20 protein-coding genes are annotated in these 23,570 nt (G+C 74.1%); 5 read left to right on the top strand and 15 right to left on the bottom strand.

The annotated features are described in order from the left end of the window. The first annotated feature begins 8 nt into the window (after positions 1–8). Positions 9–479 (top strand): MarR family winged helix-turn-helix transcriptional regulator, encoded by a 471-nt coding sequence (locus tag NAEX_RS04680; protein ID WP_096326320.1) that lies wholly within the window; start codon positions 9–11, stop codon positions 477–479. A 513-nt stretch (positions 480–992) separates the two neighbouring features. Here the strand turns inward: NAEX_RS04680 and NAEX_RS04675 are convergent. Then, a complete protein-coding gene (locus NAEX_RS04675; protein ID WP_096326319.1) occupies positions 993–2,198 on the bottom strand; it encodes a DUF790 family protein in 1,206 nt (401 codons plus the stop codon). Further along, the gene (locus tag NAEX_RS04670) at positions 2,192–3,748 is read right to left on the bottom strand and encodes a DEAD/DEAH box helicase family protein (protein ID WP_096333518.1); all 1,557 of its coding nucleotides are present in this window, start codon (positions 3,746–3,748) and stop codon (positions 2,192–2,194) included. Before NAEX_RS04670 ends, NAEX_RS04675 begins: the two co-directional genes overlap by 7 nt. A 787-nt stretch (positions 3,749–4,535) precedes the next feature. Between NAEX_RS04670 and NAEX_RS04665 the strand changes: the two genes are divergently transcribed. Both NAEX_RS04665 and NAEX_RS04660 read left to right on the top strand, forming a co-directional pair. Beyond that, positions 4,536–5,072, top strand: a complete 537-nt coding sequence (locus NAEX_RS04665; protein WP_096326318.1) for a hypothetical protein — start codon at positions 4,536–4,538, stop codon at positions 5,070–5,072. Beyond that, the gene (locus tag NAEX_RS04660) at positions 5,069–6,220 is read left to right on the top strand and encodes a hypothetical protein (RefSeq protein ID WP_096326317.1); all 1,152 of its coding nucleotides are present in this window, start codon (positions 5,069–5,071) and stop codon (positions 6,218–6,220) included. The genes NAEX_RS04665 and NAEX_RS04660 overlap by 4 nt, the downstream gene beginning before the upstream one ends. Positions 6,221–6,250: 30 nt before the next feature. On the opposite strand, the gene NAEX_RS04655 is transcribed toward NAEX_RS04660, so the two are convergent. From NAEX_RS04655 to NAEX_RS04625, 7 genes are all read right to left on the bottom strand, one after another. Further along, on the bottom strand, positions 6,251–6,799 hold the full coding sequence (locus NAEX_RS04655; RefSeq protein ID WP_170135456.1) for a GNAT family N-acetyltransferase: 549 nt from the start codon (positions 6,797–6,799) through the stop codon (positions 6,251–6,253). 87 nt (positions 6,800–6,886) lie between these two features. Further along, positions 6,887–7,285 carry a hypothetical protein gene (locus NAEX_RS49595; RefSeq protein WP_096326315.1) on the bottom strand — a complete coding sequence of 133 codons (399 nt, stop codon included), beginning with the start codon at positions 7,283–7,285 and terminating at the stop codon, positions 6,887–6,889. Positions 7,286–7,289: 4 nt separating this feature from the next. Continuing rightward, a complete protein-coding gene (locus NAEX_RS04645; RefSeq protein WP_096326314.1) occupies positions 7,290–8,144 on the bottom strand; it encodes a hypothetical protein in 855 nt (284 codons plus the stop codon). A gap of 66 nt (positions 8,145–8,210) precedes the next feature. Beyond that, positions 8,211–8,861, bottom strand: a complete 651-nt coding sequence (locus NAEX_RS04640; protein ID WP_096326313.1) for an O-methyltransferase — start codon at positions 8,859–8,861, stop codon at positions 8,211–8,213. After that, positions 8,858–10,021 carry a pyridoxal phosphate-dependent aminotransferase gene (locus NAEX_RS04635; RefSeq protein ID WP_170135455.1) on the bottom strand — a complete coding sequence of 388 codons (1,164 nt, stop codon included), beginning with the start codon at positions 10,019–10,021 and terminating at the stop codon, positions 8,858–8,860. Before NAEX_RS04635 ends, NAEX_RS04640 begins: the two co-directional genes overlap by 4 nt. A gap of 310 nt (positions 10,022–10,331) precedes the next feature. Then, a complete protein-coding gene (locus NAEX_RS04630) occupies positions 10,332–11,390 on the bottom strand; it encodes a calcium-binding protein (protein ID WP_096326311.1) in 1,059 nt (352 codons plus the stop codon). Between the two features lie 536 nt (positions 11,391–11,926). Beyond that, entirely contained in the window at positions 11,927–12,988 is a 1,062-nt protein-coding gene (locus NAEX_RS04625; protein ID WP_096326310.1) for a SprT-like domain-containing protein, read from the bottom strand. Between the two features lie 65 nt (positions 12,989–13,053). Between NAEX_RS04625 and NAEX_RS49590 the strand changes: the two genes are divergently transcribed. Both NAEX_RS49590 and NAEX_RS04620 read left to right on the top strand, forming a co-directional pair. Next, positions 13,054–14,178: a hypothetical protein gene (locus tag NAEX_RS49590; RefSeq protein WP_170135454.1), complete on the top strand. Its 1,125-nt coding sequence runs from the start codon at positions 13,054–13,056 to the stop codon at positions 14,176–14,178. Next, on the top strand, positions 14,175–16,541 hold the full coding sequence (locus NAEX_RS04620) for a TonB-dependent receptor (protein WP_170135453.1): 2,367 nt from the start codon (positions 14,175–14,177) through the stop codon (positions 16,539–16,541). Before NAEX_RS49590 ends, NAEX_RS04620 begins: the two co-directional genes overlap by 4 nt. Positions 16,542–16,547: 6 nt before the next feature. Here NAEX_RS04620 and NAEX_RS04615 read toward each other — a convergent pair whose 3' ends face one another. The 6 genes from NAEX_RS04615 to NAEX_RS04590 all read right to left on the bottom strand — a co-directional run bounded on the left by NAEX_RS04615 (position 16,548) and on the right by NAEX_RS04590 (position 23,569). Further along, positions 16,548–17,198 carry a HEAT repeat domain-containing protein gene (locus NAEX_RS04615; protein ID WP_096326308.1) on the bottom strand — a complete coding sequence of 217 codons (651 nt, stop codon included), beginning with the start codon at positions 17,196–17,198 and terminating at the stop codon, positions 16,548–16,550. A 37-nt stretch (positions 17,199–17,235) separates the two neighbouring features. Then, positions 17,236–18,879 carry a hypothetical protein gene (locus NAEX_RS04610; protein ID WP_096326307.1) on the bottom strand — a complete coding sequence of 548 codons (1,644 nt, stop codon included), beginning with the start codon at positions 18,877–18,879 and terminating at the stop codon, positions 17,236–17,238. 454 nt (positions 18,880–19,333) lie between these two features. After that, positions 19,334–19,912 carry a hypothetical protein gene (locus NAEX_RS49585; protein WP_096326306.1) on the bottom strand — a complete coding sequence of 193 codons (579 nt, stop codon included), beginning with the start codon at positions 19,910–19,912 and terminating at the stop codon, positions 19,334–19,336. Positions 19,913–19,989: 77 nt separating this feature from the next. Further along, positions 19,990–21,903: a sulfate adenylyltransferase subunit CysN gene (cysN, locus tag NAEX_RS04600; RefSeq protein WP_096326305.1), complete on the bottom strand. Its 1,914-nt coding sequence runs from the start codon at positions 21,901–21,903 to the stop codon at positions 19,990–19,992. Between the two features lie 374 nt (positions 21,904–22,277). After that, the gene (locus tag NAEX_RS04595) at positions 22,278–23,006 is read right to left on the bottom strand and encodes a hypothetical protein (protein ID WP_096326304.1); all 729 of its coding nucleotides are present in this window, start codon (positions 23,004–23,006) and stop codon (positions 22,278–22,280) included. After that, positions 23,003–23,569 carry a MotA/TolQ/ExbB proton channel family protein gene (locus NAEX_RS04590; RefSeq protein ID WP_096326303.1) on the bottom strand — a complete coding sequence of 189 codons (567 nt, stop codon included), beginning with the start codon at positions 23,567–23,569 and terminating at the stop codon, positions 23,003–23,005. The genes NAEX_RS04595 and NAEX_RS04590 overlap by 4 nt, the downstream gene beginning before the upstream one ends. Position 23,570: the final 1 nt, after the last annotated feature.

The raw sequence follows: 23,570 nt of genomic DNA, 5'->3' as shown, positions 1-23,570 counted from the left end.
CGCGGGCGATGGCGACGACCGGGTCCGAGCTGCGCCTGCGGCGGCTGCAGAGCGAGGCGTACCTCAACCTCTCGCGGATCCACCGCGAGCTCGAGCGCAAGGTCGCCGACCTGCTGGTCGAGTCGGGGCTCCAGGACGTGACGCCGGCGCAGCTCGGCGTGCTCATCCACCTGTTTCAAGAGCGCGCGCCGCTGACCGCCCGCCAGCTGGCGAGCCTGATGGGCCTGTCGGAGGTGACGGTCGGCCGCTTCGTCCGCGCGCTCGAAGGCGTGGGCTGGGTCGAGCGCACGTCCGACCCCGCCGACAGCCGCGCCATCCTGGTACGGCCGACCCGCCGCGCCTACGCGGCCCTGCCGAAGCTGCTCGAGGTGTCGAACGCGCTGCTCGACCGCGCGTTCGCCGGGTTCTCGCCCCAGGAGATCGAGGCGATCGCCCGCACGACCGAGATGGTGCGCGACAACCTCGACTCGCAAGAGTGAGCGCGACTGCGCGAGCCGCGAAGCCCGGAGCGAGCCACGGGCTCGGGCGGTCCGAGCTGGCCGATCGGGCAGGTGAGGGCAGGGCGTCGCGGACGCCGAGCCAGGAACGAGCCGCGGGCTCGGGGCGGTCCGAGCTGGCCGATCGGGCAGGTGAGCGCGGGACGCCGCGGATGCGGAGCCAGGAGCGAGCCGTGGGCTCGGGGGCGTTCTAGCTGGCCGATCGGGCAGGCGAGGAGGCGTCGCGAATGCGGAGCCAGGAGCGAGCCGCGGGCTCGGGGCGGTCCGGGATGACCGATCGGGCAAGTGAGAGCGGAGCGCGGCGGATGCGGAGCCAGGAGCGAGCGTGGGCTGGGGCGGCCCGCGTGGGCTCGTCCGTGCGGACCAGAAGTGACATGTCCGATCGGACATGTCGAGCGGGATGCGTCGGCGACAGGCCGCGGGCGGGTGCTTGCGGGCCGGCGCGGGCTGGTCCAGGGGACATGTCCCTGGGGGCACCTCATTCCGACCTGGCCTTCAGAGCAGGCTGCCGATCGGCTCGAGCAGCGGCTGCAGGCGCTTCCAGGTCGGGAACTTATTGAACGTGAAGACCTGCGGGGCGGCGGCGAGGCGGGCGGCGAGGGCCTCGTCCTTGGCGAGGCTGAGGTCGACGCCGACCAGGAAGTGCGGGTCGGGGCGGGCGGCGAGCTCGTCGAGGCGGCGCAGGAGGGCGTGGCGGTGCCAGCGGTGGAACAGCTCGACGGCGACGCTCTTGCCGGTGGCGGCGTCGCGGAGGGCGAAGTCGGGCACGCACATGCCGGCGGCGCCGACGTGGCGCAGCTCGGGCATCGGGTCGAGGGTCCAGCGGGCGTCGCCGAGGCTCGCCATGCCGAGCTCGATCTCCGGCGGGATGTGGCCGAGCGGGCCGTCGTCGAGCGCCTTGAGCGGATCTTTGTGGTCGAGGTAGAGCCGGGCGCGAGGCTGGCGCGGGAGGTCGATGTCGGCCTCGACGGTGAACTTGCCGAGCACGGGGACGGCGCCGAGGAAGGTGGCGAGCTGCAGGCCGTACTTCTTCTGCATGTCGAGCTGCGCGGCCGGGCCCTCGATCCGCAGGTGCCAGCCGTCGCCGTCGCGGCGCACGTCGGCGACCAGGCGGGAGAAGCGGAGCCAGCGCAGCAGCTTGCGCAGCTCGAGCGGACCGGGGCTCGGCGCCCGGAGGTCGAGGCTGCCGGCGTAGAGCACGAGGCCCTGCGCCAGCGCGAGGTTGTAGCGGGCCAGCAGGGCGGCCGGGGTCGGCAGCTTGGCCGACAAGAGGCGCCGGTGCTCGGCGAGGTCGTCGTAGAGGTGGGCCCGCACGTCGGCGAGCGGCCGCGGCAGGCCGGCGGCGACGGCGGCGAGGTAGTCGGACAGGGATGACTCTTCGGACAGGTCGCGCAGGACCGCCGCGCTGCGGGCGAAGGCGGCCGCGCGCAGCGCCATGGCGGTGTCGCCGGGGTCGTCCCACTCGCAGCGGTCGGTGAGCAGCTTGTAGAGGCCGCGGGCGACCTTGACCTTGCGCGCCTCGCCGCAGATGGCGTCGGCGGCCTCGTCGATCGCCCCGCGCGGCTCGCCGGCGCCGTGGGTGAGGAGCTCGATCAGCGCGCCCGCCGTGGCGATGTGGTCGTCGTCGTCGGGGTCGATGAAGGTCGGGCGCAGGCGCACGCCCTTGACCCGGCGGTAGACGAGGAGGTCGCGGGTCAGCATTCGCCCTCGGCGGGGGTCGGGAGGTCGGCGCGGTCCTGCGGGTGTCGCTGGCGCGAGGCGGGCGCTTCGGACATGTCGCTCGGGACATGGCTTGAGGAGCCTGCCCGATCGGGCATGTCGCCCGGGACCTGGTCGATCGGACCTGGACGGAGCGCGGCGGGGCCGCGGCGGGGCTGCGGCTCCTTCTGGTAGGCGCGGTGCTGGCGGCGGCGCTCGCTGACGCCGTGCTCGGCGGCGACGGCCGTGCACAGCTCGTAGAGGATCGCCCGCTTGCCCTCCTTTTTGCGCAAGATGCGCCCGAGGCGCTGGACGTGCTCGCGGACCGAGCCGCTGCCGGACAGGATCACGCCGACGTTGGCGTCGGGCACGTCGACGCCCTCGTTGAGGACCTTGGAGGTGAGCAGCACCGGCAGCGCGCCGGAGGCGAACTGCGCCAGCAGCGAGACGCGCTCCTTGGGCGGGGTCTGGTGGGTGATGACCGGCAGGAGGAACAGCCGCGACAGGCGGTGGACGGTGTCGTTGTCCTCGGTGAACACGAGGATCCGGTCGCGGCGGTGACGCAGGAGCAGGCGCCACAGGGCCTCGATCTTGGCCTGGGCGGTGAAGGCGATCCGCTTCTGCTCGCGGTAGGCGGCGAACGCCTGCCGGCCCTCCTCGCTGCGGTGACAGACGGCGATGAACTGGGCCCACCCGCCCGGGCGGTCGAGGCTGACGCCGCTGCCGCGCAGGAAGTCGATGTAGAGCGCGCGCGCCTCGTCGTAGCGGCCCTGCTCCTCCTCGGTCAGGGCGACCGCCAGCGACTTGACCTCGTACGGCGCGAGGTAGTCGCCCTCGAGCTCGTCGATGTTGGCCCGGTAACACACGGGCCCGAGCAGCTCGGCGGCGACGTTGTGGAGGCCGTCGGGGCGCTCGAAGGTGGCGGTGAGGCCGAGCCGGAACGGGGCGAGGCAGCCCTGGGCGATGAAGCGGTAGGCCGGCGCGGGCAGGTGATGGCACTCGTCGCACACGAGGAGGCCGTGGCGGTTGCCGTGGAACTCGGTCTGGGCGGCGGCCGAGTCGTAGGTGGTGACGGTGATCTCGCGGGCCTCGCTGTTGCCGCCGCCGAGCAGGCCGATCGGTCGCTGCAGCCAGTGTCCCAGCACCTGCTGCCACTGCAGCATGAGGTCGATGGTGGGCACGACGATCAGCGCGGGTCGCCCGGTGTGGACGATGGCGAGGACGGCGAGGATCGTCTTGCCCGCGCCCGTGGGCAGCTCGACCACCCCGACGCCGCCGGCCGCCCGCCACGCGGCCAGGGCGTCGCGCTGGTGCGGGAACGGCTCGAGCGGGCCCGACAGCGCGAGATCGAGACGATCGTAGGTGCGAGCTTTGTCGACGTAAGGAATGTGGGCGTTGTGAAGATGCGAGACGATCGCGCGGTAACGGTGCGCCGGTGCGCGGTGCGTGCCGGTCCGCCGGTCGAAGCTCACGAGCGCAGCCAGCCGCGCGTCGCCCTCGGGGACGCCGAGGACGACGAGCGTGCCGTGATCGAAGTGGAGCTCGACGGGCATCGTCGCGGCGCGCAGGGTAGCAGCAAATGCCGCGATGCGCGCCTGCGCGCGCCCCGCTTGCCAGGCGTGTATCATCGGCGCGATGCCCGAGCGGCGAGACAGCACGGCCGGCACGACCGGCGAGTGGACGCGCCGAGGCGACGAGACGCGGCGAGCGGAGCGCCGGGCCCACGGCGGCGACGCGGGCCGCGGCGCGGACGCAGGAGCGACGCGGGGGCCCGGGGCGGGGCGCGTCGAGGCGGCGCACGACGAGCCCCGGCGCAAAGAGATGGACGCGCAGGCGCCGGCGATCGCGGCCGGCGACAGCGACGCGGGGCTGTCGACGATCCGCGAGGCGCCGCGCGCGGCCGGGTCGACGACCCAGGGCCGCGCGCCCGGGTTCTCGGCCGCGATGGCGCGGGCCGGCTCGCGGGCGAGCGGGACGCCGGCCCGGCGCGCGCTGGCGCTGGTCCTCGGGGCCATGTTCGTCGGGACATGTGCGATGGTTTATGTTGTTTCGCGCATGTCGAAAGAGACAGATGGGTCGAAGCGCGACGGCGAAGGGGCGAGCGCCGAGGTCGCGGGTCCGCGAGCCGGGGGGGCTGCGGGGGCGAGCGGCGGGGCGAATGCCGCGGACGCCGGAGATGAAGCGGGTGTACATGCCGGGGACGCTGCAGCCGGCGCGGGCGCCAGGGGTCCGGGCGCAGGAGGCGGCGAGTGGGGCGCGACTGCTGGCGGCGTCGCGCCGGGTGGAGCCGCGCGCGCGGGGTCCGGCGAAGTCGAATGGCGCGGGGCGGCGAGCGCTGGCGTGAACCCCGGCGAGGGCGCGGGTGCGAGCGTGGGCGGGGTCGAGTGGCGCGGGGCGGCGAGCGCTGGCGTGAACCCCGGCGGGGTCGAGCGGCGCGCGGCTGCGGGTGCGAGCGCGGGCGGGGTCGAGTGGCGCGGCGCGGCCGAGGTGGATGGGTCGGGCTCGCCCGTCGTCGGCGAGCCGGCGCAGGCTGCGAGCGGCGGCGAGTCGCTGTGGGTGCCGGTGGCCCAGGCCGACGGCGAGGCGGCGGAGCGACGGCGCAAGATCGCCGCGCAGGCGCGGGCGCTGATGGGCGAGCCGCGGCTCTTGGCCTGTCTTTTGGGGCATGTCACGATCGGGGTCGGCCGGCGCACGGCGCTGACCGGCAGCGTGGTGGTGGCGAGCGACGGCGAGGTCGTGCGCGCGAGCGTGCGCGGCGGCGACGGGGCGGTGCCGGCGAGCGCGAGGGCCTGCGTGGCGGCGGAGCTCGAGAAGTCGCGGTTTTTGCCGGGGCCGCAGGCGCAGCTGACCGTGCCGCTGCGGCTGGAGATCCAGTGAGCATCGTCGGCGCGGCGTTGTGGATGGCCCTGGTGCCCGCCCCCGACTGCGTGCGCGCGGCCGGGGAGGCGCTGGCGCACGGGCAGGTCGAGGGCGCGGCGCGGCGCGGCGAGGCCTGCTTCCGCGCGGGCGGGCACCCGCAGGGGCTGCTCCTGGCCAGCCAGGCGTGGCTGCAGGCCGGGCGGATGGCGCACGCGCGGCTGGCGGCGCGGCGGTACCTGGCCTTGCGGACAGCGCAGGATCGGACCGCGCGCAACGTGGCCGAGCTGGTGGTGGCGTCGGCGGCCCGCGAGTCGGGGACGGTGCACCTGGCGGTCGACCCGACGGTGGCGCCCGACGAGCCGCTGACGGTGACGGCGACGCGCGACGGCGACGGCGAGGCGCTGACCTTGCGGGCGCGCTGGGACGAGCTGCTCGAGGGCGGCGCGGCGACGCTGGTGCTGGACCCGGGGCGCTGGGTGGTGAGCATCACGCGGCCGGGCTTCGCCGAGGCCCGGCTCGAGGTGACCAGCGCGAAGGGACAGGTGACGACGCTGGCCGCCGACATGACGCGGACGCCGCGCGCGGTCGCGGTGGCTCCGGACGAGCGGCGGCGGCGGCGGTCGTGGGCGATCGCGGCGCCGCTGGTCGGCGGGGCGGGGATCGTCGGCGGGGCGGTGGTCACGGCGATCAGCCTGCGGGGCAGCGAGAGTGTTTTAAAAGACATGTCCTGCGGGACAGGCGCGAGCGTGGCCGGCTGTCGGCGGCCGATGGCGATCTGGACCGAGCGGGGCGGCGGCGGGGCGGCGGCGCTCGGGCTCGGCGCGGGCGTGCTGGTCGCGGGGCTGACGGGGCTGGCGCGGGACGAGGCGCTGCGCCGGCGGATCTGGACGGCCGAGGCGATCGCCGGCGGCGCGGTGGCCGGGGCGGGCGTGGCGACGCTGGCTTACGGCACGACCTACTTCGTCACCGTCAACGCGGCGGAGGCGTGGGTCGGCGAGGCGGTCGAGCGCGGCGAGGTGCTGTACACGACCGGCTTCGGGCTGATCGGCGCGGGCCTGGGGCTGGCCGCCACGGCCGCGGGCGGGCTGGTGGCCGACGCGCTGCAGCACCGCCGGGGACGGCGGTCGGCGGCGTGGGAGTTCGTCGGCGGGGCGCTGCGGTTCTGAGGCGAGCGTCGCGTGGGCGACGGCCTCGCGTCATTCGCAGGGCGGAGCGTCGAGGGGGTAGGTGAAGAACACTGCGATCTCTTCCGGCGCGACCGTGGCGGGGTCGTACAGCGCGGTGTGGGCGCCGCAGAAGCGGAAGCCGGCGCGCCGGTAGAAGCGGATCGCGGGGGCGTTGGTGTTTTGCGTCTCCAGCCCCAGGCAGCGCACGCGGGCGCCGCGGGCGAACTCGAGGGCGGCGGCGAGCAGAGCCCGGCCGAGACCGCGGCCGCGGCTGGCCGGCGCGACGAACAGCGCGCTCAGCTCGGCGCTGCGGTTCCACTCTCGCAGGTGTACGGCGGTGAAGCCCTCGAGCGTGCCGCTCGCCGATTCGGCGACGACGGCGAACGGCGCGGTCGCGGCGGCTTCCACGAGGGTCTCGGCGGGATAGGTCTTGGTGAAGGGGACGCTCCGGTGGGTCTCGCGCAGGCTCACGCTCAGGCCGACGAGCTCGGGGACGAAGATCGTCGAGGCGCGGTAGGACGCGTCGAACGCCTGGAGCGGCGCGGCGTCGGCGGGCCACCGGAGGGGACGTAACGTCACGGGGGGAGCATTACTTGGGGACATGTTCTGAAATGCATGTCCCCTCGAAGCTGGCTCGAGAGACATGCCCGATCGAGCAGGTCGCGGTCAGGTCCCGGCCTGGAGGCGCAGGCGGAGGGCGAGCTCGCCGTCGACGGTGAGGAGGTCGACGGCCTCGCCGGGGGCGAGGGCCGGCGGCGGGTGGACGGTGTTGTTGAGGATCCGGCCGCCGAGGCGGAAGTGGCCGATGTGGCCGGTGTGCTGGACCTCGACGCGGTCGTCGTCGCGGCGGACCAGGACGTAGGCGGTCTGGCCGCCGAGCAGGGCGTCGCGAGGGCGCGGGAGCTGGATGTGGTCGACGGCGCGCACGCCGACCGTGAGCCGGCTGCCGGGCGGGATGGGCCAGCGCGAGCCGGGGCCGAGGCCGCGCTGGCCCAGGGACGGGTGGACGTCGTCGAGGACGAGCCACAGGTCCGGGGCCTGGAGGTCGGGGGTCGGCTCGTCCATGGCGCTACACGATCGGGCCGATGACCCAGGTCAGCAGGTCGAGGATGAAGAACACCAGCATGCCGGCGGCGAGGCTCGAGAGGACGGCCTGGCCGAGCGGGGTGCGCTCTCCGGCGGGGTCGAGGCGCTCGAGCAGCGGCAGGCTGACGAGGAAGTAGCAGGCGTAGAACAGCGAGCCGTACTTGAGCATCCGCGCCTTGTCGACGTAGCGGAAGTAGTCGCTGATCGCGTCGCTGGCCATGAACCAGGTCTCGGCGAACGAGACGGCGTAGGCCAGGCCGAACACGACGCAGGCGAGCGCGAGCCGGCGGACGAACCGGGTCGCCCGCGGGGACCTGTCCTCGGCGCCAGGTTCGGCGAGGCCGAGCAGGCCGCGGACGCGGCGGATGCAGACCAGCATGACGACGTGGTAGGTCACGAAGTAGGCCTGCGTCAGCGGGTACATGAACAGCGGGATCTCGCCGCGCGAGCGGCCGACCAGCGCGGCGCCGCCGTTCCACTCGGTCGGGAAGGCGTAGCGCATGCCCAGCACGTCGAAGAAGTAGTGGGTCAGGAAGTACGTGCCGACGAAGACGAACAGGAAGATCCAGGCGTTGAACTTGAACCAGTAGCTGTCGTACCACGGCGTGCCGCGCAGGTCCGGGTGCCGGGCGTGCAGCAGCGCCGGGACCAGCACCGGCGGCAGGCCGACGAGCAGGCCGAAGCCGATGAAGGTCGGGTCGTCCCAGGCGAGCACGGCCCGGCTGAGCAGGGCCCAGGCGACCAGGGCGATCCAGATCGGGCTGTAGAGCAGGATGAACCGCTCGGTCCAGGCCTTGCCCGGATCGGCGGCGAACCATGTGGATGGCGCTTGGGACATGGCGTTCAAGTCAGGTCGAAAGAGAGGGGCGGGCGGCGGCGGGGAGAGATGTCCCGGAGGACATGGCTAATCGCGCAGCTTGCGGGCGAGCATGATGCCGTCGCGGACCGAGAGGAGGACGTGCTCGACGCGCGGGTCGGCGGCGACGTGGCTGTTGAAGGCGACGATGGCGCGGTCCTTGTCGTCCTTGGGGGCGACGACCTTGCCGCTCCACAGGGTGTTGTCGGCGACGACGAGGCCGCCGACGGGGACCAGCGGGAGCGCGGCGTTCCAGTAGTTGACGTAGTTGTGCTTGTCGGCGTCGATGAAGACGAGGTCGAAGCGGCGGCCCTCGGCGGCCAGCTCGGCGATGGTGTCGAGCGCGGGCGCGAGGCGGAGGTCGATCTTGTGGCCGTGGCCCGACTCGGCGAAGTAGCGGCGGGCGACGGCGGTGGCGACGGGGTCGATGTCGCAGGTGACGAGCTTGCCGTCGTCCGGCAGGGCGCTGGCCATGGCGAGGCCGGAGTAGCCGCTGTAGGTGCCGATCTCGAGCACGTCGCGGGCCCGGCTGATGGCGACGAGGATCCGCAGGAGCGCGCCCTCGACGTGGCCGACCTGCATCTGCGGCGCGGCGAGGCTCGCCTGGGTCTCGGCGCGCAGGCGGGCCAACAGCGGCGACTCGGCGGTGGTGTGGGCGTCGACGTAGGCGGCGAGGTCGGGGCCGATCAGCGGGATCATGGGCCGGAGGCTAGCACGTGCGCGACGCGCTCCGTGACGCGTTCGAGGCCGTCCGCGAACTCGGGCTCGGGGGTGATGAGGGACAGCGCGAGGTGGGCCGGGGGCAGCTCGTAGAGCTCGCCGGGCTGGGTCAGGACGCCGGCGTGCAGCAGTTCGCGCGCCCACCCGCGGCCGCCGTCGTCGAACAGGTGCGGCAGCCGGACGAGCGCGGTCCAGCCGGCCTCGACGTCGAGGAGGCTCAGCGAGGTGCCGACGCAGGCGCGGCGCAGCCGGTCGAGGTTGGCGCGGACGCGGGCGCGGATCGCCGCCTGCAGGGCCGGCGCGGCGGCGAGGAGGTCGGCGGCGGCCCGCTGCACGGGGGTGGCGGCGCTGAGGTAGGTGTCGGCGACGAGCTCGAGCCGGCGCATGGCCTCGCGCACGAGCGGCCCCGGGCCGCGCGCGACGGCCCAGGCGAGCTTGAGCTGCGGCAGGGCGGCGACCTTCGACAGGCCGGACAGGACGAAGGTGAGGGCCTGCCGCGGGCCCGCGATCGGGCTGTCCTGGGGGACATGGCCGATGGGATAGTCGAAGAAGACCTCGTCGACGAGCACGGCGAGGCCGCGCGCGGCGGCGAGGCCGTCGACGGCGGCGAGCTCGTCGGGGGCGAGGTAGTTGCCGGTCGGGTTGTTGGGGGCGACGAGGACGATCGCGCGGGTCCGCGGGCCGACGGCGGCGGCGAGGGCCGCCTGGTCGATCGACCAGGTCCCGTCGTACAGGAGCGGATAGGGCCGCAGCTCGACGTGGGCGAGGTCGGCGATCATCGGCAGCAGCGGGTAGCCGGGCTGGGGGACGAGGACGACGTCGCCGGGGTCGCAGAGGATCGCCAGGAGGTGGGCGTAAGCCTCGCTGGTGCCGGCCAGCAGGCAGATGTCGCCGAGGTCGAGGTCGAGGCCGGGGACGCGGGCGCGGTAGTAGTCGGCGACGGCGGCGCGCGCCTGCGGGAGGCCGAGCGGGTCGGGGTCGTAGGCGGCGCTGCTTGGATCTCCGAGGCTGGCCCAAAGGTCAGGTGGGTGGCGGAGGCCGACGACGGTCGGGTTGGAGACCGTGAGGTCGAGGACGCCGGGGCCCGCGACGAGCGGCGGCTCGTCGGCGGGCGGCCAGGCGGTGCGGCGCGAGAACACGGGCGAAACATGCCGCGGGCGCGACCACGAGGGCAAGACCCGGGGCGACGAAGGGCGAGCGTCGTCGCGGCCGCGGGTGGAAGCGATCGCGGTCGGCGAAGTCGCGCGGCCCGCCGGGTGCAGGTCGACGCGATTCACGGCGTCGCCGCGGCGGGACTCGTGGTCGTCGGCGCCGTGACGACGAGGTCGGCGCACGGGAGCGAAGAGGGGAGCGACCGCGTGGCGGAGAAAAAGGAGCCGCGCACGACCGCCTGATCAGGCGACCGCGCGCGGTGAGGAGGAAAGGGATGCGAGGCGGCCGGGCCGCGGGTCACTGGCAGGCGAGGTAGACGTCGACGACCTCGCCGCTGCGGAGCTCGCCGGCCGCATTTTTGAACTCGAAGCGGGCGCGCTCGCGGCCGCAGTTGCCGCGGTCGTCGCACTCGGCGCGGACGGCGACGTCGAGGTGGATGGCGACGAGGTCGACGTGGCCGACGGGCACGAGCTCGGACAGCTCGCCGCGGCGATCGCCGTCGCCGTCGGACCAGAGCACGAGCTCGGCGAAGACGGGGTCGGCGGCGTCGATCTTGCCGTCGCGGTTGAGGTCGTGCTCGGCCAGGGCCTCGAAGCCGTGGCTGGCCCGCCGGCCGCTGCGCAGCACGGTGCCGCTGCCGAACAGCTCGCGGCCGCTGTCGATCGCGCCGTCGCGGTCGCGGTCGAGGGCGAGCCAGGGGAGGGTCGGCCAGTCGGTGCTCAGGCACTGGCCGGCGCCGGAGATGTCGAACGAGGCGGCCGCGGCGGCCTCGAAGCGCAGCGGGGCGCCGTCGAAGTTGAGGACGAGCGGAGTGTCGCACTCGTCCTCGGCCCAGGAGTACAGGTAGAGATCGGTGCCGTCGAAGGCGCAGATCTCACCGATGCAGCCCATGTCCCAGTTGTAGTTCGGGTCGCACGCGGGCGGCTCGACGCTGCACTCGGTCCAGCGCTCCTCGCCCTCGTACACGAAGCACATGCTGGTGCCGGGCTCGCCGCCCTCGGTCGTACACTCCTTGGTGCCCGGCCACTCGAGGTCGGGGCAGGACTGGACGGCCTCGGGGCGGGGCTCCGGCGGCGGCGGCTCGGGCTCGTCGTCGGGCTCGGGCTCGGGCTCGGGGATGTCGCAGGTGGTCCCGCCGTCGGGCTCGGGGACGGGGTCGTCGCAGGGGGGCTCGCCGTCGGTGGTGTCGGGCTCGGGCGGACCGTCGGGGACGTCGGTGGTGGTGTCGGGGCCGTCCGTGGTGTCGTCGACGACGGCGCCGGTGTCCGGTCCGGGGCCCTGCTTCTCGTCACAGGCGGGCGCGAGGACGAGGGCGGGGAGGAGGGCGAGGCTGAGGGCGATCCGCGGGCTGGGCATGATGCGAAGCCGCAAAGCAGGAGGCGTGCCAAGCGGGTCCTGGAGGCTCCGGCGGGGTCTCGGAGGGCGACGGGCAAAAATGGGCGGGGAGGGCCGCGACATCGGCGTCAGTGACGCGGCATCGCTGTCCGGGCGCGCGGGACGAGGCGCCAGGTCGGCGAGGCGGCGGCGGGCATTTGATGATTTGAAAGACATGACCGATCGGGCATGTTGATTCGGACATGTTGGGAAGCGCCGGTGATACCGGTGCGACGAGGGCGCTGGATCGCCCGTCCTCGCGGACAGGGTCGGTCGTCGCGGCCGCGGCGGAGCGGCCGAGGCTTGGCGACTGTCCTTTCGGACATGTCCGTCACGACCGCGGGGAGCGAGAGGCCGCGGCCGCGGCGAGGTGTCTGTCTCAAGGACACGCGGGCGCCGTCGTCGCGGCCGCGGGGGCGCGAGAGGCGGCGCGCCTGTCCTCGAGGGCAGGGGAGGCTCCGTCGTCGCGGCCGCGGGGGCGCGAGAGGCGGTGCGCCTGTCCTCGAGGACAGGGGGACTCAGTCGTCGCGGCCGCGGGGGAGCGAGAGGCCGCGGCTTTGGTGCTCGCGGACGGGCTTGTGCAGGGTGAGGCCCTCGCCGGCGGCGCGGCCGGCCGCGTGGGCGCGGCCGCGGTGGACGGCGGCGGAGCCCATGCTGCGGATGTAGGGGTGGCGGCTGCGGAGGTAGCGGTCGAGGTCGGCGTCGCCGAGCCACACGAGGCCCTGCTCCTCGTTGCGCTGGCGCTCGCCGCGGAGCTTGTCACGGAAGCCGGTGAGGAGGCCGGCGCTGAACTCGCGGCGGCGGTTGGCGGGCAGGTCCATGTCTTTTTTGGCCTGCTCCCACAAGCGCTTGGTGGAGGCGTGCAGGAAGTCGTGGACGTAGGCGGCCATCTCGAGGTTCTCGGCGGTGCCGAGGACCTCGAGCACGCGCTCGTGGCGGAGCCGGCGGGCGTTGTAGGTGGTGACCCAGATGCACTCGACGAAGAAGAACTCGCTGAGGATCGAGCTTATCAGCTTGGCCTCGAGGGCGATCGCGGCGGCGCTGTCGCCGAGGCGGCGGGCCTCGTAGTCGCGCGGCGGGCCGTCCTGCGGCAGGTCGAGGTTGTAGCGCAGCAGCAGGGTGTTGGCGGCGGCCATGGCCGCCTCGGCCTCGTGGCGGTTGGCGCTGGTGGCGAGGGCGAGCAGCTTCTGCACGCGCTTCAGCACGCGCGCGGCCGGGTCGTCGCTGGCCCGCGGGCTGCCGGTGGCGTCGGGGCGGATCTCGAGCAGGGCGCAGGCGCGGGCGAACTGCGGGCCGTGCGGGCGCACGTCGCCGCCGAGGACCTCGTCGACGTACTGGTGCGCCATCTCGTGCTTGAGGGTGTCGAGGACGTCGTCCCAGCGGTGCGACAGCAGGTGGTCGTGGGCCAGGCTGAGCGTCCGCGTGTCGCGCTGCCAGTGACCGAGGCGCGCGGTCGACAGATCGATCTGCAGCACCGGCGGGCGCAGGGCGCCGCCGAGGTGGCGCTTGTTGAACTCGTGCCAGCTGCGCAAGAGCTCGGTCAGCCAGGGCCGGTGGAGTGTCTCGTGCAAGGAGACCATGCGGCCGGAGGATCGCGGAGGCGGACGCGGTCGACAACGAGAATCTGAGCGGTTAGGCTCGTCCGGTGCCGCTCCGCGCACCGCTGCGCTCTCGGGCCCGTGCGGGCGCGGCGGCGCCGATCCGCGGGGCTGCGGCGAGCCGGGCCCTCGCCGGCGCGGCGGCGCTGGCCGGCGCGAGCTGCTTGCCCGACGAGCGCCCCTACTGGGTGATCGATCACACCGACGCGCTGGCGATGCGCTTCGAGGTGATCGAGCGCGGCCCGTGGGGCGCGGACCCGCCGCCCGGCGGCGGCCCCGTGGTCGAGGCGATGCCCGGCGACCGCGTGCGCGCGACGCCGTTCGTGGCCGGGCCCGAGGGGCCGGTCGACGTCGCGGCGCTGCAGCCGCGATGGTTCGCGTGCGGCGTCCCCGGCTGCACCGGCAACCAACTGGTCGACCTCGCCGAGGCGCCGCCGTGCGGGCCGATCGCGCTGCCCCTGGCGGAGACGTGCGCGCTCGGGCCCGGCCCGGCGGCGACGTTCGAGCTCGGGCCGCTGCTCGACGTCGTCGGCGCGGCGAGCAACGGGGTGATCGTGATGATGGTGGCCGGCACGCCCGAGGGGCCGAGCACGCGCGAGTGCCTGCGCCGCGCCGACGCGCTCGAGACGGTGTCGTCGTCGCTGCGCGACTGCCTGCTGTTCGTCCGCACGCTGCGGGTCGGGCCGACGTGGCGCACGGTGGTGGCCGGGGCGGCGATGGGGGCGACGTCGCCGGTGGCCCCCGACGACCTGCCGTGGCAGATCAGCCAGATCGAGCCCGACGTGGCGCCGAAGATCGCCCACTTCGCCGCGTGGGTGCCGGCGCCCGGCGGCGGCGAGTACTTCCTCGAGGCCCAGTCCGGGGCGACCCTGTCCGTTCGGACAGGCGACCAGATCGCGCTGTCGCTGATCGAGGCGGCGCCGCCGCAGGACTACTACTCGGTGTCGATCGACGAGGCCACGCTGGCGGTCTCGGTGTCGCAGATCGTCGAGGTCCGCGGGGCGGCGTGGTTCTCGACCACGCCGGCGCCGTTCGAGCTGACCGCCGGGCCCGGCTACGAGGTCGACTGGCGCGCGCCCGAGGAGCCGGGCACGCACCACATCTACGTGGTCCTCGCCGACAACCGCAGCGCCGCGACGGCCTGGCTGCGCGTCGAGGTCGCGGCGCGATGAGGAGGTGGTTCCAAGGACATGTCGCCCTGGCCATGTACTTGGGAGCATGTCTCGAGGCGCAGGCGGCTCCGTCGCCGCGGCCGCCGCGGCCGCCGCCGCAGGTCAGCGAGCCGTGCGCCGGGCGCGACGACTGCGGGACGCTGCGCGCGCGGGTGCGGGCGGCCGGGCTGCGCACGGCGCTGGCCGAGGTGCGGGTGGTGATCGTCGGCGCCGGCGGCTTCACGACGGCGATCGAGACCGACGCGGCCGGGCGACTCGCGGTCGACCTGCCGCCGGGGAAGGTGCAGGTGGTGATCGCGGCGCCGGGCTTCGAGCGGCTCGCGGAGACGATCGAGATCCGCAGGCGGGCGACGACGGAGCGGCAGCTGTTCCCGCGGCCGACCGAGTGGAACCCGTACCGCACGGTGGTCCGCAACACCACGGAGAAGCGGCCCGAGGCGGGGGCGCGGTCGCTGTCGCGGGAGGAGATCGCGACGATGCCCGGCAGCCAGGGCGACCCGCTGCGGGCGCTGCAGAACCTGCCGGGGGTGGCGCGCACGCCGGGCGGGCTGGGGCTCCTGGTGCTGCGCGGGGCGAGCCCGCTGCAGTCGGGGGTGTTCATCGGCGAGCACCCGGTGCCGCGGGCCTTCCACGCGCTGGCGCTGGCGAGCGTCGTGCCGGCCGACGTCATCGAGCGCCTCGACTTCGTGCCGGGCAACTTCGACAGCCGCTACGGCAACGCGTCGGGCGGGATGGTGGTGATCGAGCCGCGCCGCGGGCGACGCGACGGGGTCCACGGGCACATCGGGGTCGACCTGCGGGCCGCGAGCGCGCTGGTCGAGGGGCCGCTCGGCAAGCGCGGGTCGTTCATCGTCGGGGCCCAGCGCGGCTACGTGGACGCGGGCCTGCGGGCGTTCATGTCGATCACCGACTCGAACGGGACGGTGCTGCCGACGTACTACGACTATCAGGCGATGGTCGACTTCCCGCTGAAGCGCGGGGCGTCGATCTCGGCCCGCGTGATCGGGGCGGGCGACCGGATCCGCTTCCGCTTCCGCGACTACGAGAAGGAGGGCGGGTTCACCGACGCGATCGACTACCGCTCGAGCTTCCACCGCGTCGACTTCACGTACCGGCAGAAGCTCGGGGCGTGGTCGGCGATGGTGTCGCCGGCGCTGCGCTTCGACGTCGGCCGTCAGCTGATCGAGGTGGAGGAGCGCGAGCAGTTCCGCCGCGACTACGTCGGCTCGCTGCGGGCGGAGCTGCAGCGGTCGATGTCGAAGCGGTTCGACCTGATCGTCGGCGCGGACCTGATCGTCGACCACTACCGCGCCCGCGGGCAGGTGCCCGACGGAGTCAGCTGGCCGCCGCCGGAGCAGTCGGCCCGCGGGGAGCAGACGTGGCTGGGGCTCTACTCGTCGGGGCGGCTGCGCCTGGGGTCGCTGCTGCTGGTGCCGGGGTTCCGCGCGTCGGCGTTCGCGGTCGGGTCGGAGCGGGCGTTCGCGCTCGACCCGCGGCTCAACGGTCTGTGGGAGGTGAGCGACCGCTGGCGCGTGCGCTTCGGCGCGGGCCTGTACTCGCAATCACGCCTGTCGGAGTTCGGGGTCGACGCGCGCATCGTGCCGAGCTCGGGCCAGATCGGGACCAATCAGGTGGTGCTGCCGGCGTACTTCGCCAACTTCGAGCCGGCGTTCGCGGTGATCCCCGGGCAGAACTCGCTGCGGGTGATCCGGGCGCTGCAGCTGTCGGCCGGGGCGTCGCACGACCTGCCGGCCGACATGACGATCGACGCGACGGCGTTCTACCGCGACCAGGACAACGCGAACCCGCCGCTCAGCCTCGGCGGGTTCCCGACGCGGCTGACGTACGGGCGCACGTACGGGCTCGAGCTGCTGCTGCGCAAGCCGCTGACGCGGCGGCTGTACGGCTGGCTGGCGTACACGCTGATGCACAGCCAATTGCGGTTCGACCCGCAATACGGCGACCCCGGCGGGCGCCGCCCGGGGGACTTCGATCAGCGGCACAACCTGACGATCGTGGCGTCGATCAAGCTCGGCCGCGGCTGGCAGATCGGCGGCCGCTTCCGCCTGGTGTCGGGGCAGCCGTACACGCCGGTGATCGGGTCGATCGAGTACGAGGGCGGGTACCTGCCGATCCGCGGGCTGCAGAACTCGGCCCGCTTCCCGCCCTTCCACCAGCTCGACCTCCGCGTCGACCGGCGGTGGATCTACAAGCGCGTCAGCTTCCTCGCGTATCTCGACGTGCTCAACGTGTACAACCACCAGAACATCGAGATGTACGTGTACAGCTATGACTTCCGCGACACGGTCGGCGGCTTCGGGCTGCCGATCTTCCCGTCGCTGGGGCTGCGGCTCGATTATTGACGCCCGTCAATGGCGGGCGGCCAGGGCTCGCAGGCGCCGCTGGGCCTCGGCGTAGCGGGCGAGGTCGCCGGGGGTCGACGCTTCGTCGTCGGGGCCGCGGATCAGCTCGAACAGGGCCGGGTGGTCGGTGAGCCGGCGCCGGCCGGCGCGCCAGCGGTGCAGCAGCGACTCGCAGGCGTGGTAGCGGACGAGATAGTGGGGATCGGCGACGGCGGCGAGCAGCGCGTCCTCGTCGGCCGGGCCGGCGAACTCGCGCAGGCCGAAGGCGGCGTCGATGCGCGGGGACCACGGCTGTCCTTTGGAGCAGGTGGTGCGGAGCACGGCCAGGAGGTGCTCGGCGAGCCGCGGGTCGGGGCTGATGCGGTGGAGGATCCGGGCGAACCGCACGCGCGTGGCCGGCGGGAAAAAGGGGTCGCCGGCGTCGAGCCGGGCCCGCATGGCGGCGATCGTCGCCGCGTCGCCCATGGCCGCGAGGGCCTCGAAGGCGTGGTCGTCGCCGAGGGAGCGGCCGAGCCGCAGCATGGCGAGGGCCCGGGCGCGCGTCTGTCCTTTGAGCCCGGTGACGGCGGCGACGTCGAGGCCCTCGTGCCAGATGTGATAGCCGGAGCCGAAGGTCTCCTCTTTCCAGCGGCTCCAGGTCGCGGCGAGGTCGTTCATGAGGGGGCTTATCAGGGGCAGCATAGTGCGTCCGTGCTCAGGGGAGGAAGCGGCCGGCGTAGACGTCGAGCAGGCCGGCGGAGACGACCTGCAGCGGGTCGTGCGCGAGCTCGGGGTCGAAGCCGCCGGCGATCGCGATCTCGCCCGCAGGCCCGACGCCGAGGCCGGGGCCCGCGGTCGCGACCTGACCGACGAGCGGACGGCCCCACACGAAGTTGCCGGCGCTGGTGAGCTTGACGAGCAGCGCGCCGGGGGCGTCGCCGAGCGGGCCGCCGCCGAGGTCGATCGGCTGGTCGCCGAGCGGCAAGTAGGCGACGACGCGGCCGGTGCCGTCGACGGCGATGCCCGGCGGCTCGGCGCCGAGGACGAAGCCGCTGCGGGCCCAGCGGAGGCCGCCCTCGGCGTCGAAGGCGGCGATGTAGCCGCCGAGCTTGCCGGCGCCCGGATCGGGCAGCGAGCCCTCGCCGAAGTCGAGGCCGCCGCTATGGACGCCGGCGACGACGAAGCTGCCGTCGGGCGCGGCCGCGAGGGCGCGCGCGCGGTCGTCCCCCGGTCCGCCGATCTGCGCGCCCCACTGCGGGACGCCCTCGACGTCGAGGCCGGCGATGAAGCCGTCGAGGCCCTGGCCCAACAGGTTGATGTCTGCGATCTCCAGGCCGCTCTCGAGCTCGCCGCCGATGAACACGTCGCCGGTGGGCGCGACGGCGACGGCGTGCGCGGTCTGATCGGCGGTCGAGTGCGGCAGCCAGCTCCACGTCGGTCCGGCGACGGGGTCGAGGCCGACGGCGAACAGGTCGCGCGCGTTGCTGGTCGACTTGTCGGCGCCGATCAGGATGTCGCCGTCGTAGCGACCGACGACCACGAGGTCGTCGCCCGGGGCGACGGCGAGGTCGAGGGCGGCGACGTCGTCGCCGCCGAACACGTGGAGGACCGACGAGGCGCCGTCGGGGTCGACGACGGCGACGAAGGCGGGGTTCGGGCCGACGCCGTCGACCTGGTGCGGGTCGAGCATCAGCTGCCCGGCGAAGCGACCGGCGACGGCGATCCGATCGTCGGACAGGGCGACGACGGCGCTGGCCGATTGCAGGCCGGCGCCGGCGAGCGAACGGATCCACACCTGCTCGCCGCCCGGGTCGAGGCGCAGGATGAAGGCGTCGCCTTCGAGCGGATCGGTGGTGGCCGTGATCACGTCGGGCGCGGTGCCGAGCTCGCCGGTGAAATTGCCGACGACGACGACGCTGCCGTCGGAGAGCACGGCGACGTCGGTGGCCTGCTGGACCGCGGCGTCGCCGCTGCGGCGCAGCCACTCGAGCTTGCCGGAGCACTCGACGTCGTCGAGGCAATCGTCGCCGGAGTCGCCGCAATCGCTGGTGCAGGTGTCATTGCCGTCGGTGACCGCCGAGGTGGTCGAGCTCGTGCTGCCGGGGTCGGGCGGCCCCTCGGTCGGGTCGACGGGGGCGTCGGTCGGATCGCCGTCGGTCGTGCCGGCGGGCCCGTCGGTGGTGACGAGGCCGCCGGTCGGGGGCGCGCCGGTGCCGGCCGTGTCGCCGCCGGAACCGCTCGCCGGTTCGTCGTCGTCGTCGGCCTCCGACGACGGATCGCCCTCCGAGAGGGCAAACAGCGGGTTGGGCCTGGTGCACGAGAAGGAGGCGGCCACCAGCAAGACGACGCGACGCGACATGCAACCGAAGATACGAACGAACCACCGGGCGGCGAATGGCGGTAGGCGGCGGTGAGGCAACGGACCGGCGGACGGACGGCCCTGCGCCCGGCTCGCGGCGATCTCGGAGGCGTCCTCGGGGACATGCGACGACGGCGGGGCGTCCGCGCCGCGGGGGAAGCGCCTGCGACAGGCCGCAATTCAGGGCGCTGATTCTGCGATCCGGATCACAGCATTGACGAATGTGACGACCGTCGCCCGGCGCGAGGCCACGACGGCAATGCGAGGACTCGCCGGGTCGTCGCGCCGGCTCGCGTCGCTCGTCGGCCCCACGCGCCGGGGCTCGCGGGTCGCGGGGCCGGGTTGGGACCGTCGTGATTCGAGCCGTCCTCGCGCGCGAGGACGGAGGGCGTCGGGCCGGTGGCCGATGCGCAACGCGGTTATGAACCCGACCGGCGAGGGCTGCTCGCGGCGGCTAGTGCGTCGGCGACTCGCGCGGGGTGGTGGCGGCGAGCAGGAACGCGGCCGCGAGGGCGACGTGGAGGGCGAGGCCGAACGGGCGCTGGCCGAAGGTCTGGAAGTGCAGCCAGAGGGTGACGCCGGTCAAGACGACGCCGCCCCAGCGGGTCAGCCAGCGCGGGCCGAGCGGGCGGTCGGAGGCGTCGGCCTCGGCCTTGGCGTAGAGGTAATAGACGCAGGCGACCGCGGTGAAGCCGATGAACGACAGCCGCAGCGGGACGCGCGGGGCCTGGACGAGCGCGGCGGCGTGGAGCACGAGGACGGCGTGGAGGAACGAGAGCGGGACCGCGATCACCTGCGCGGCTCGCTCGCGATCGCGCAGGAGGCCGGCGACGGCGACGGCGAGGCCGAACAGGAACGGCGACCCGAAGGTGAGCAGGCCGAACACGGCGGCGATCGGGTCGCGCGCGCCGATCGCCAGCAGCCAGTCGAGCACGCTGGCGTCGCCGACGATCGGCAGGGCGATGGCGGCGAACAGGGTGAGGCCGAGGGCGGCGCTGTGACTCGGGAGGACGGGCGAGCCGGGATCGACCATGCTCTCAGGATAGCAGGATCGCCGGCAGGCGGCGAGCCTGTCCGTTGGGGCAGGTCACAAGGGACAGGTCGGCGCCGTCAGCCGATCGCGCCGCGGGAGCGCAGCAGCTCGACCAGCGCGTCGACGCAGGCGCCCTCGCCGAGCTCGTGGGTCGGCAGGACCAGGTCGGGGGCGACCGGGGCCTCGTAAGCGGCGCTGATCCCGGGGAAGGCCTTGATCTCGCCGGCCTCGGCGCGGGCGTACATGCCGGTGCGGTCGCGGCCGCGGCAGACGTCGAGCGGGGCGGAGAGGTGGACCTCGAGCACGCGGCCCTCGCCGATGACCTGTTTGGCCCGGGCGCGCACGGCCTCGTGTGGGGCGACGAAGGCGCAGATGCAGATCAAGCCCGCCTCGTTGAACAGGCGCGCGACCTCGGCGGAGCGGCGCAGGTTCTCGCTGCGGTCGTCGGCGCCGTAGCCGAGGTCGCGGGCGAGGCCGCGGCGCATGGCCGGGCCGTAGAGGACGGTGACGGCCCGACCGGCGGCGAACAGCCGCTGCTCGAGGGCGTAGGCGAGGGTGGCCTTGCCGGAGCCGGGCAGGCCGGTCAGCAGGAGGGTGACGGCGCGCTGGCCGAACCGCTCCTCGCGGGCCTCGCGGGTGATCGCGCTGCCATGGTCGCGGCCGCCCTCGTCGACGCCGGGCGCGGCCCACGGGTCGGCGGCGCCGCTGCGGTCGCCGCGATCGCACAACATGCCGGCGCCGACGGTGCCGTTGGTGGTGCGGTCGATGATGATGAAGCCGCCGGTGGCCTGATTGAGGGTGTAGGGGTCGAAGTTGAGCGGGCGGTGCAGGGTCAGGGCGCAGCGGCCGATCTCGTTCATCGCCAGGCTGTCGGCCGGCCGCCGCTCGAGGGTGGCGACGTCGACGCGGTGCAGCACGGCCTCGAGCTCGCCGGGGACGGTGCGCGTGTTGTGCTTGATCAGGTAGCTGCGCCCGCGCACCAGCGGCCGCTCGTCCATCCACACGACCATCGCCTCGACCTCGCTGGCCTGCTGCGGCTCGCCGCCGGGGCGGACGATGACGTCGCCGCGGCTGACGTCGACCTCGTCGGCGAGGACGACGGTGACGGCCATCGGCGCGTGGGCCTCCTCGAGGTCGCCGTCGAAGGTGACGAGCCGCTTGACGGTGGAGCGCGCGCGCGACGGCAGGACGACGACCTCGTCGCCGACGCGCAGGACGCCGGAGGCGATCGAGCCGGCGAAGCCGCGGAAGTCGTGGCTGGGCCGCAGGACCAGCTGGACGGGCAGGCGCAGGTCGCGGAGGTTGCGGTCGCTGGCGATGTGGACGGTCTCGAGGTGGGCCAGCAGCGGCGGGCCCTGGTACCACGGCATGCGCGTGCTGGCCTCGACGACGTTGTCGCCGTCGCGGGCGGAGATCGGGGTGAAGGTGATGTCGTGGATCTGCAGGCCGGCGGCGAAGTTGGTGTAGGCGCGCCGGATGTCCTCGAAGACAGCCTCGTCGAAGCCGACGAGGTCCATCTTGTTGACCGCGACCACGAGGTGCTTGATGCCGAGGAGGCTGCAGATGTAGCTGTGCCGCCGCGTCTGCGGCATGACGCCGTGGCGGGCGTCGATCAGGATGATGGCGAGCTGGCAGGTGCTGGCCCCGGTCGCCATGTTGCGGGTGTACTGCTCGTGCCCGGGACAGTCGGCGATGATGAACTTGCGCTTGTCGGTGCTGAAGTAGCGGTAGGCGACGTCGATCGTGATGCCCTGCTCGCGCTCGGCCCGCAGGCCGTCGGTGAGGAGCGCCAGGTCGAGCTCGCCGCCGGTGGTCCCCTGGCGCACGCTGTCGCGCCGGATCGCCGCCAGCTGGTCCTCGTAGATCGCCCGCGTGTCGTGCATGAGCCGGCCGATCAGGGTCGACTTGCCGTCGTCGACGCTGCCGCAGGTCAAAAGACGCAGGAGCTCCTTCTGCTGGTGGCGCTCGAGATAGGCCAGGATGTCGGTCATGGTTCCTCGCGGAGGCGGGCGGCCGGGCGAGCTTGCGCGGCCAGAGGGCCGCTGGCAACGGTCGGCCGCCTGTCGCGCCGGCGGCGCTCCCGGGCCGCGAGAGCGCTCGCGTCGCTGCTGCTGCGCCCGCCGGGCGGTTGAGTTGGCGCACGCGGCTGCGACGGCGCGCTCCACGTCCGATCGCGCGCGCCCCGGCCTGCCGGGACACGGTCGCGGGGCCGCGGGGAGCGGCAGGCGCGGCCGGGCGACCGGGGGCGGGCGGGGGGCGCTCGAATGACCTTTGCGGCATGTCGAAGCGGGCATGTCGAAAAGAGCATGCCCTGAGGGGCATGTCCTGGACGACATGGGACGACGAGCCGCTCGGGCGCGCCGCGTCAGCGCGGGCAGGCCAGCGAGTGGGTGGCCACGCCGTCGCCGTAGATCTTGTGCTCGGGGAAGCGCTCGCGGAGCTGCTCCTCGAGCTTGCGGGCGACTCGCCAGGTGGCGCGCTCGTTCTGCCGCACGATCGTCATGGCGTTGCCGCCGCGGGTGCGGCGCAGGGCGTCGGCCAGGCCGGCGCCGCCGTCGGCGAGCCAGTCCTGCAGCTCGGCCGTGGCCGCGGGCATGACCCCGCACGTCTTCCACGCCCCGGCGAGCGGCTCGGTGCGGTAGCAGCAATGGTTGACGACGGCGTCGCCGGCGAGCTCGCCGTCGATCTCGATCTCGAACACCGAGAAGTGATCGAGCAGGCGGGCCAGGACCTCCTGGCGGCGCAGGGCTTCGGCGCCGGAGGTCGTGGCGGTCGCGGCGGCCTGCTCGGCGGCGGTGCGCAGCTGCTCGAGAGCGGCGCGCAGCTCGGTCTGCGTTTCGGAGGCGCGCGCCAGCTCGGCGCGGGCGGCCGCGACGTCGGCGGTCGCGGTCGCCTCGGCTCGCCGCAAGCGGGCGAGCTCGTCGGGATCGATCTGCCGCGCGCGCAGCTGCTGCAGCTCGGCCTCCAGGGCCGCGGCGGCGGTGGCCGAGGCGTCGAGCTGGCCCTCCTGGATGGTGGCGAACACGAACAGCACGACCATGAACACGTCGAGCAGCGGCAGCAGATCGAGGGCGTGGCGGCGGCGACGCTTCACGGGCCGGCTTCCTCGGGCCGCTGCTCGAGGCCCTCGAGCAGGGCCTCGCGGACGTGCTGCGAGGCGCGCTCGAGCAGGCTCTCGCACGCGCCGGCGACCAGCGACAGGGCGATCGCGCCGATCAGGCCCCAAAAGGTGGTGCCGAGGGCCATCGGCAGGCGGGCGCGGAAGCCCTCGAGGTCGGTCGGGTCGGCGCTGACGAGGGCGAACACGGTGCCGAGGATCCCGAGGTGGACCGAGAGCTGGGCGAACCGCTCGACCCAGCCGATCCGCTCGCCGAGGCGGATCAGGGTGCGCGCGGCCGGCTCGACCTGCTGGCCGCTGAGGAGGCGGGCGAGCTCCTCGAACGACAGGTCGACGACCGGCGCCGACTCGAGGCGGCGGCGGATCGGGTGGTCTTCGGCCAGCTGGGCGCCGATCTTGCGCAGGACGATGAGGCCGCCGGCGAGCACGTCGCGCTGGCGGGCCGCGCCGCGCAGCCAGCCGAGCGAGAGGGCGGTCATCGCCAGCGCCGCGGCGAGGACGAGGATGCTGAAGGGGTCGAACAGCGCCTGCCAGAACACG

It is taken from the genome of Nannocystis exedens (assembly GCF_002343915.1).
In the GTDB taxonomy this organism is placed as follows: Bacteria; Myxococcota_A; Polyangia; order Nannocystales; family Nannocystaceae; genus Nannocystis; species Nannocystis exedens.
The sequence above is the reverse complement of the archived record's forward strand: the minus strand, read 5'-3'. Positions and strand labels throughout refer to the sequence as shown.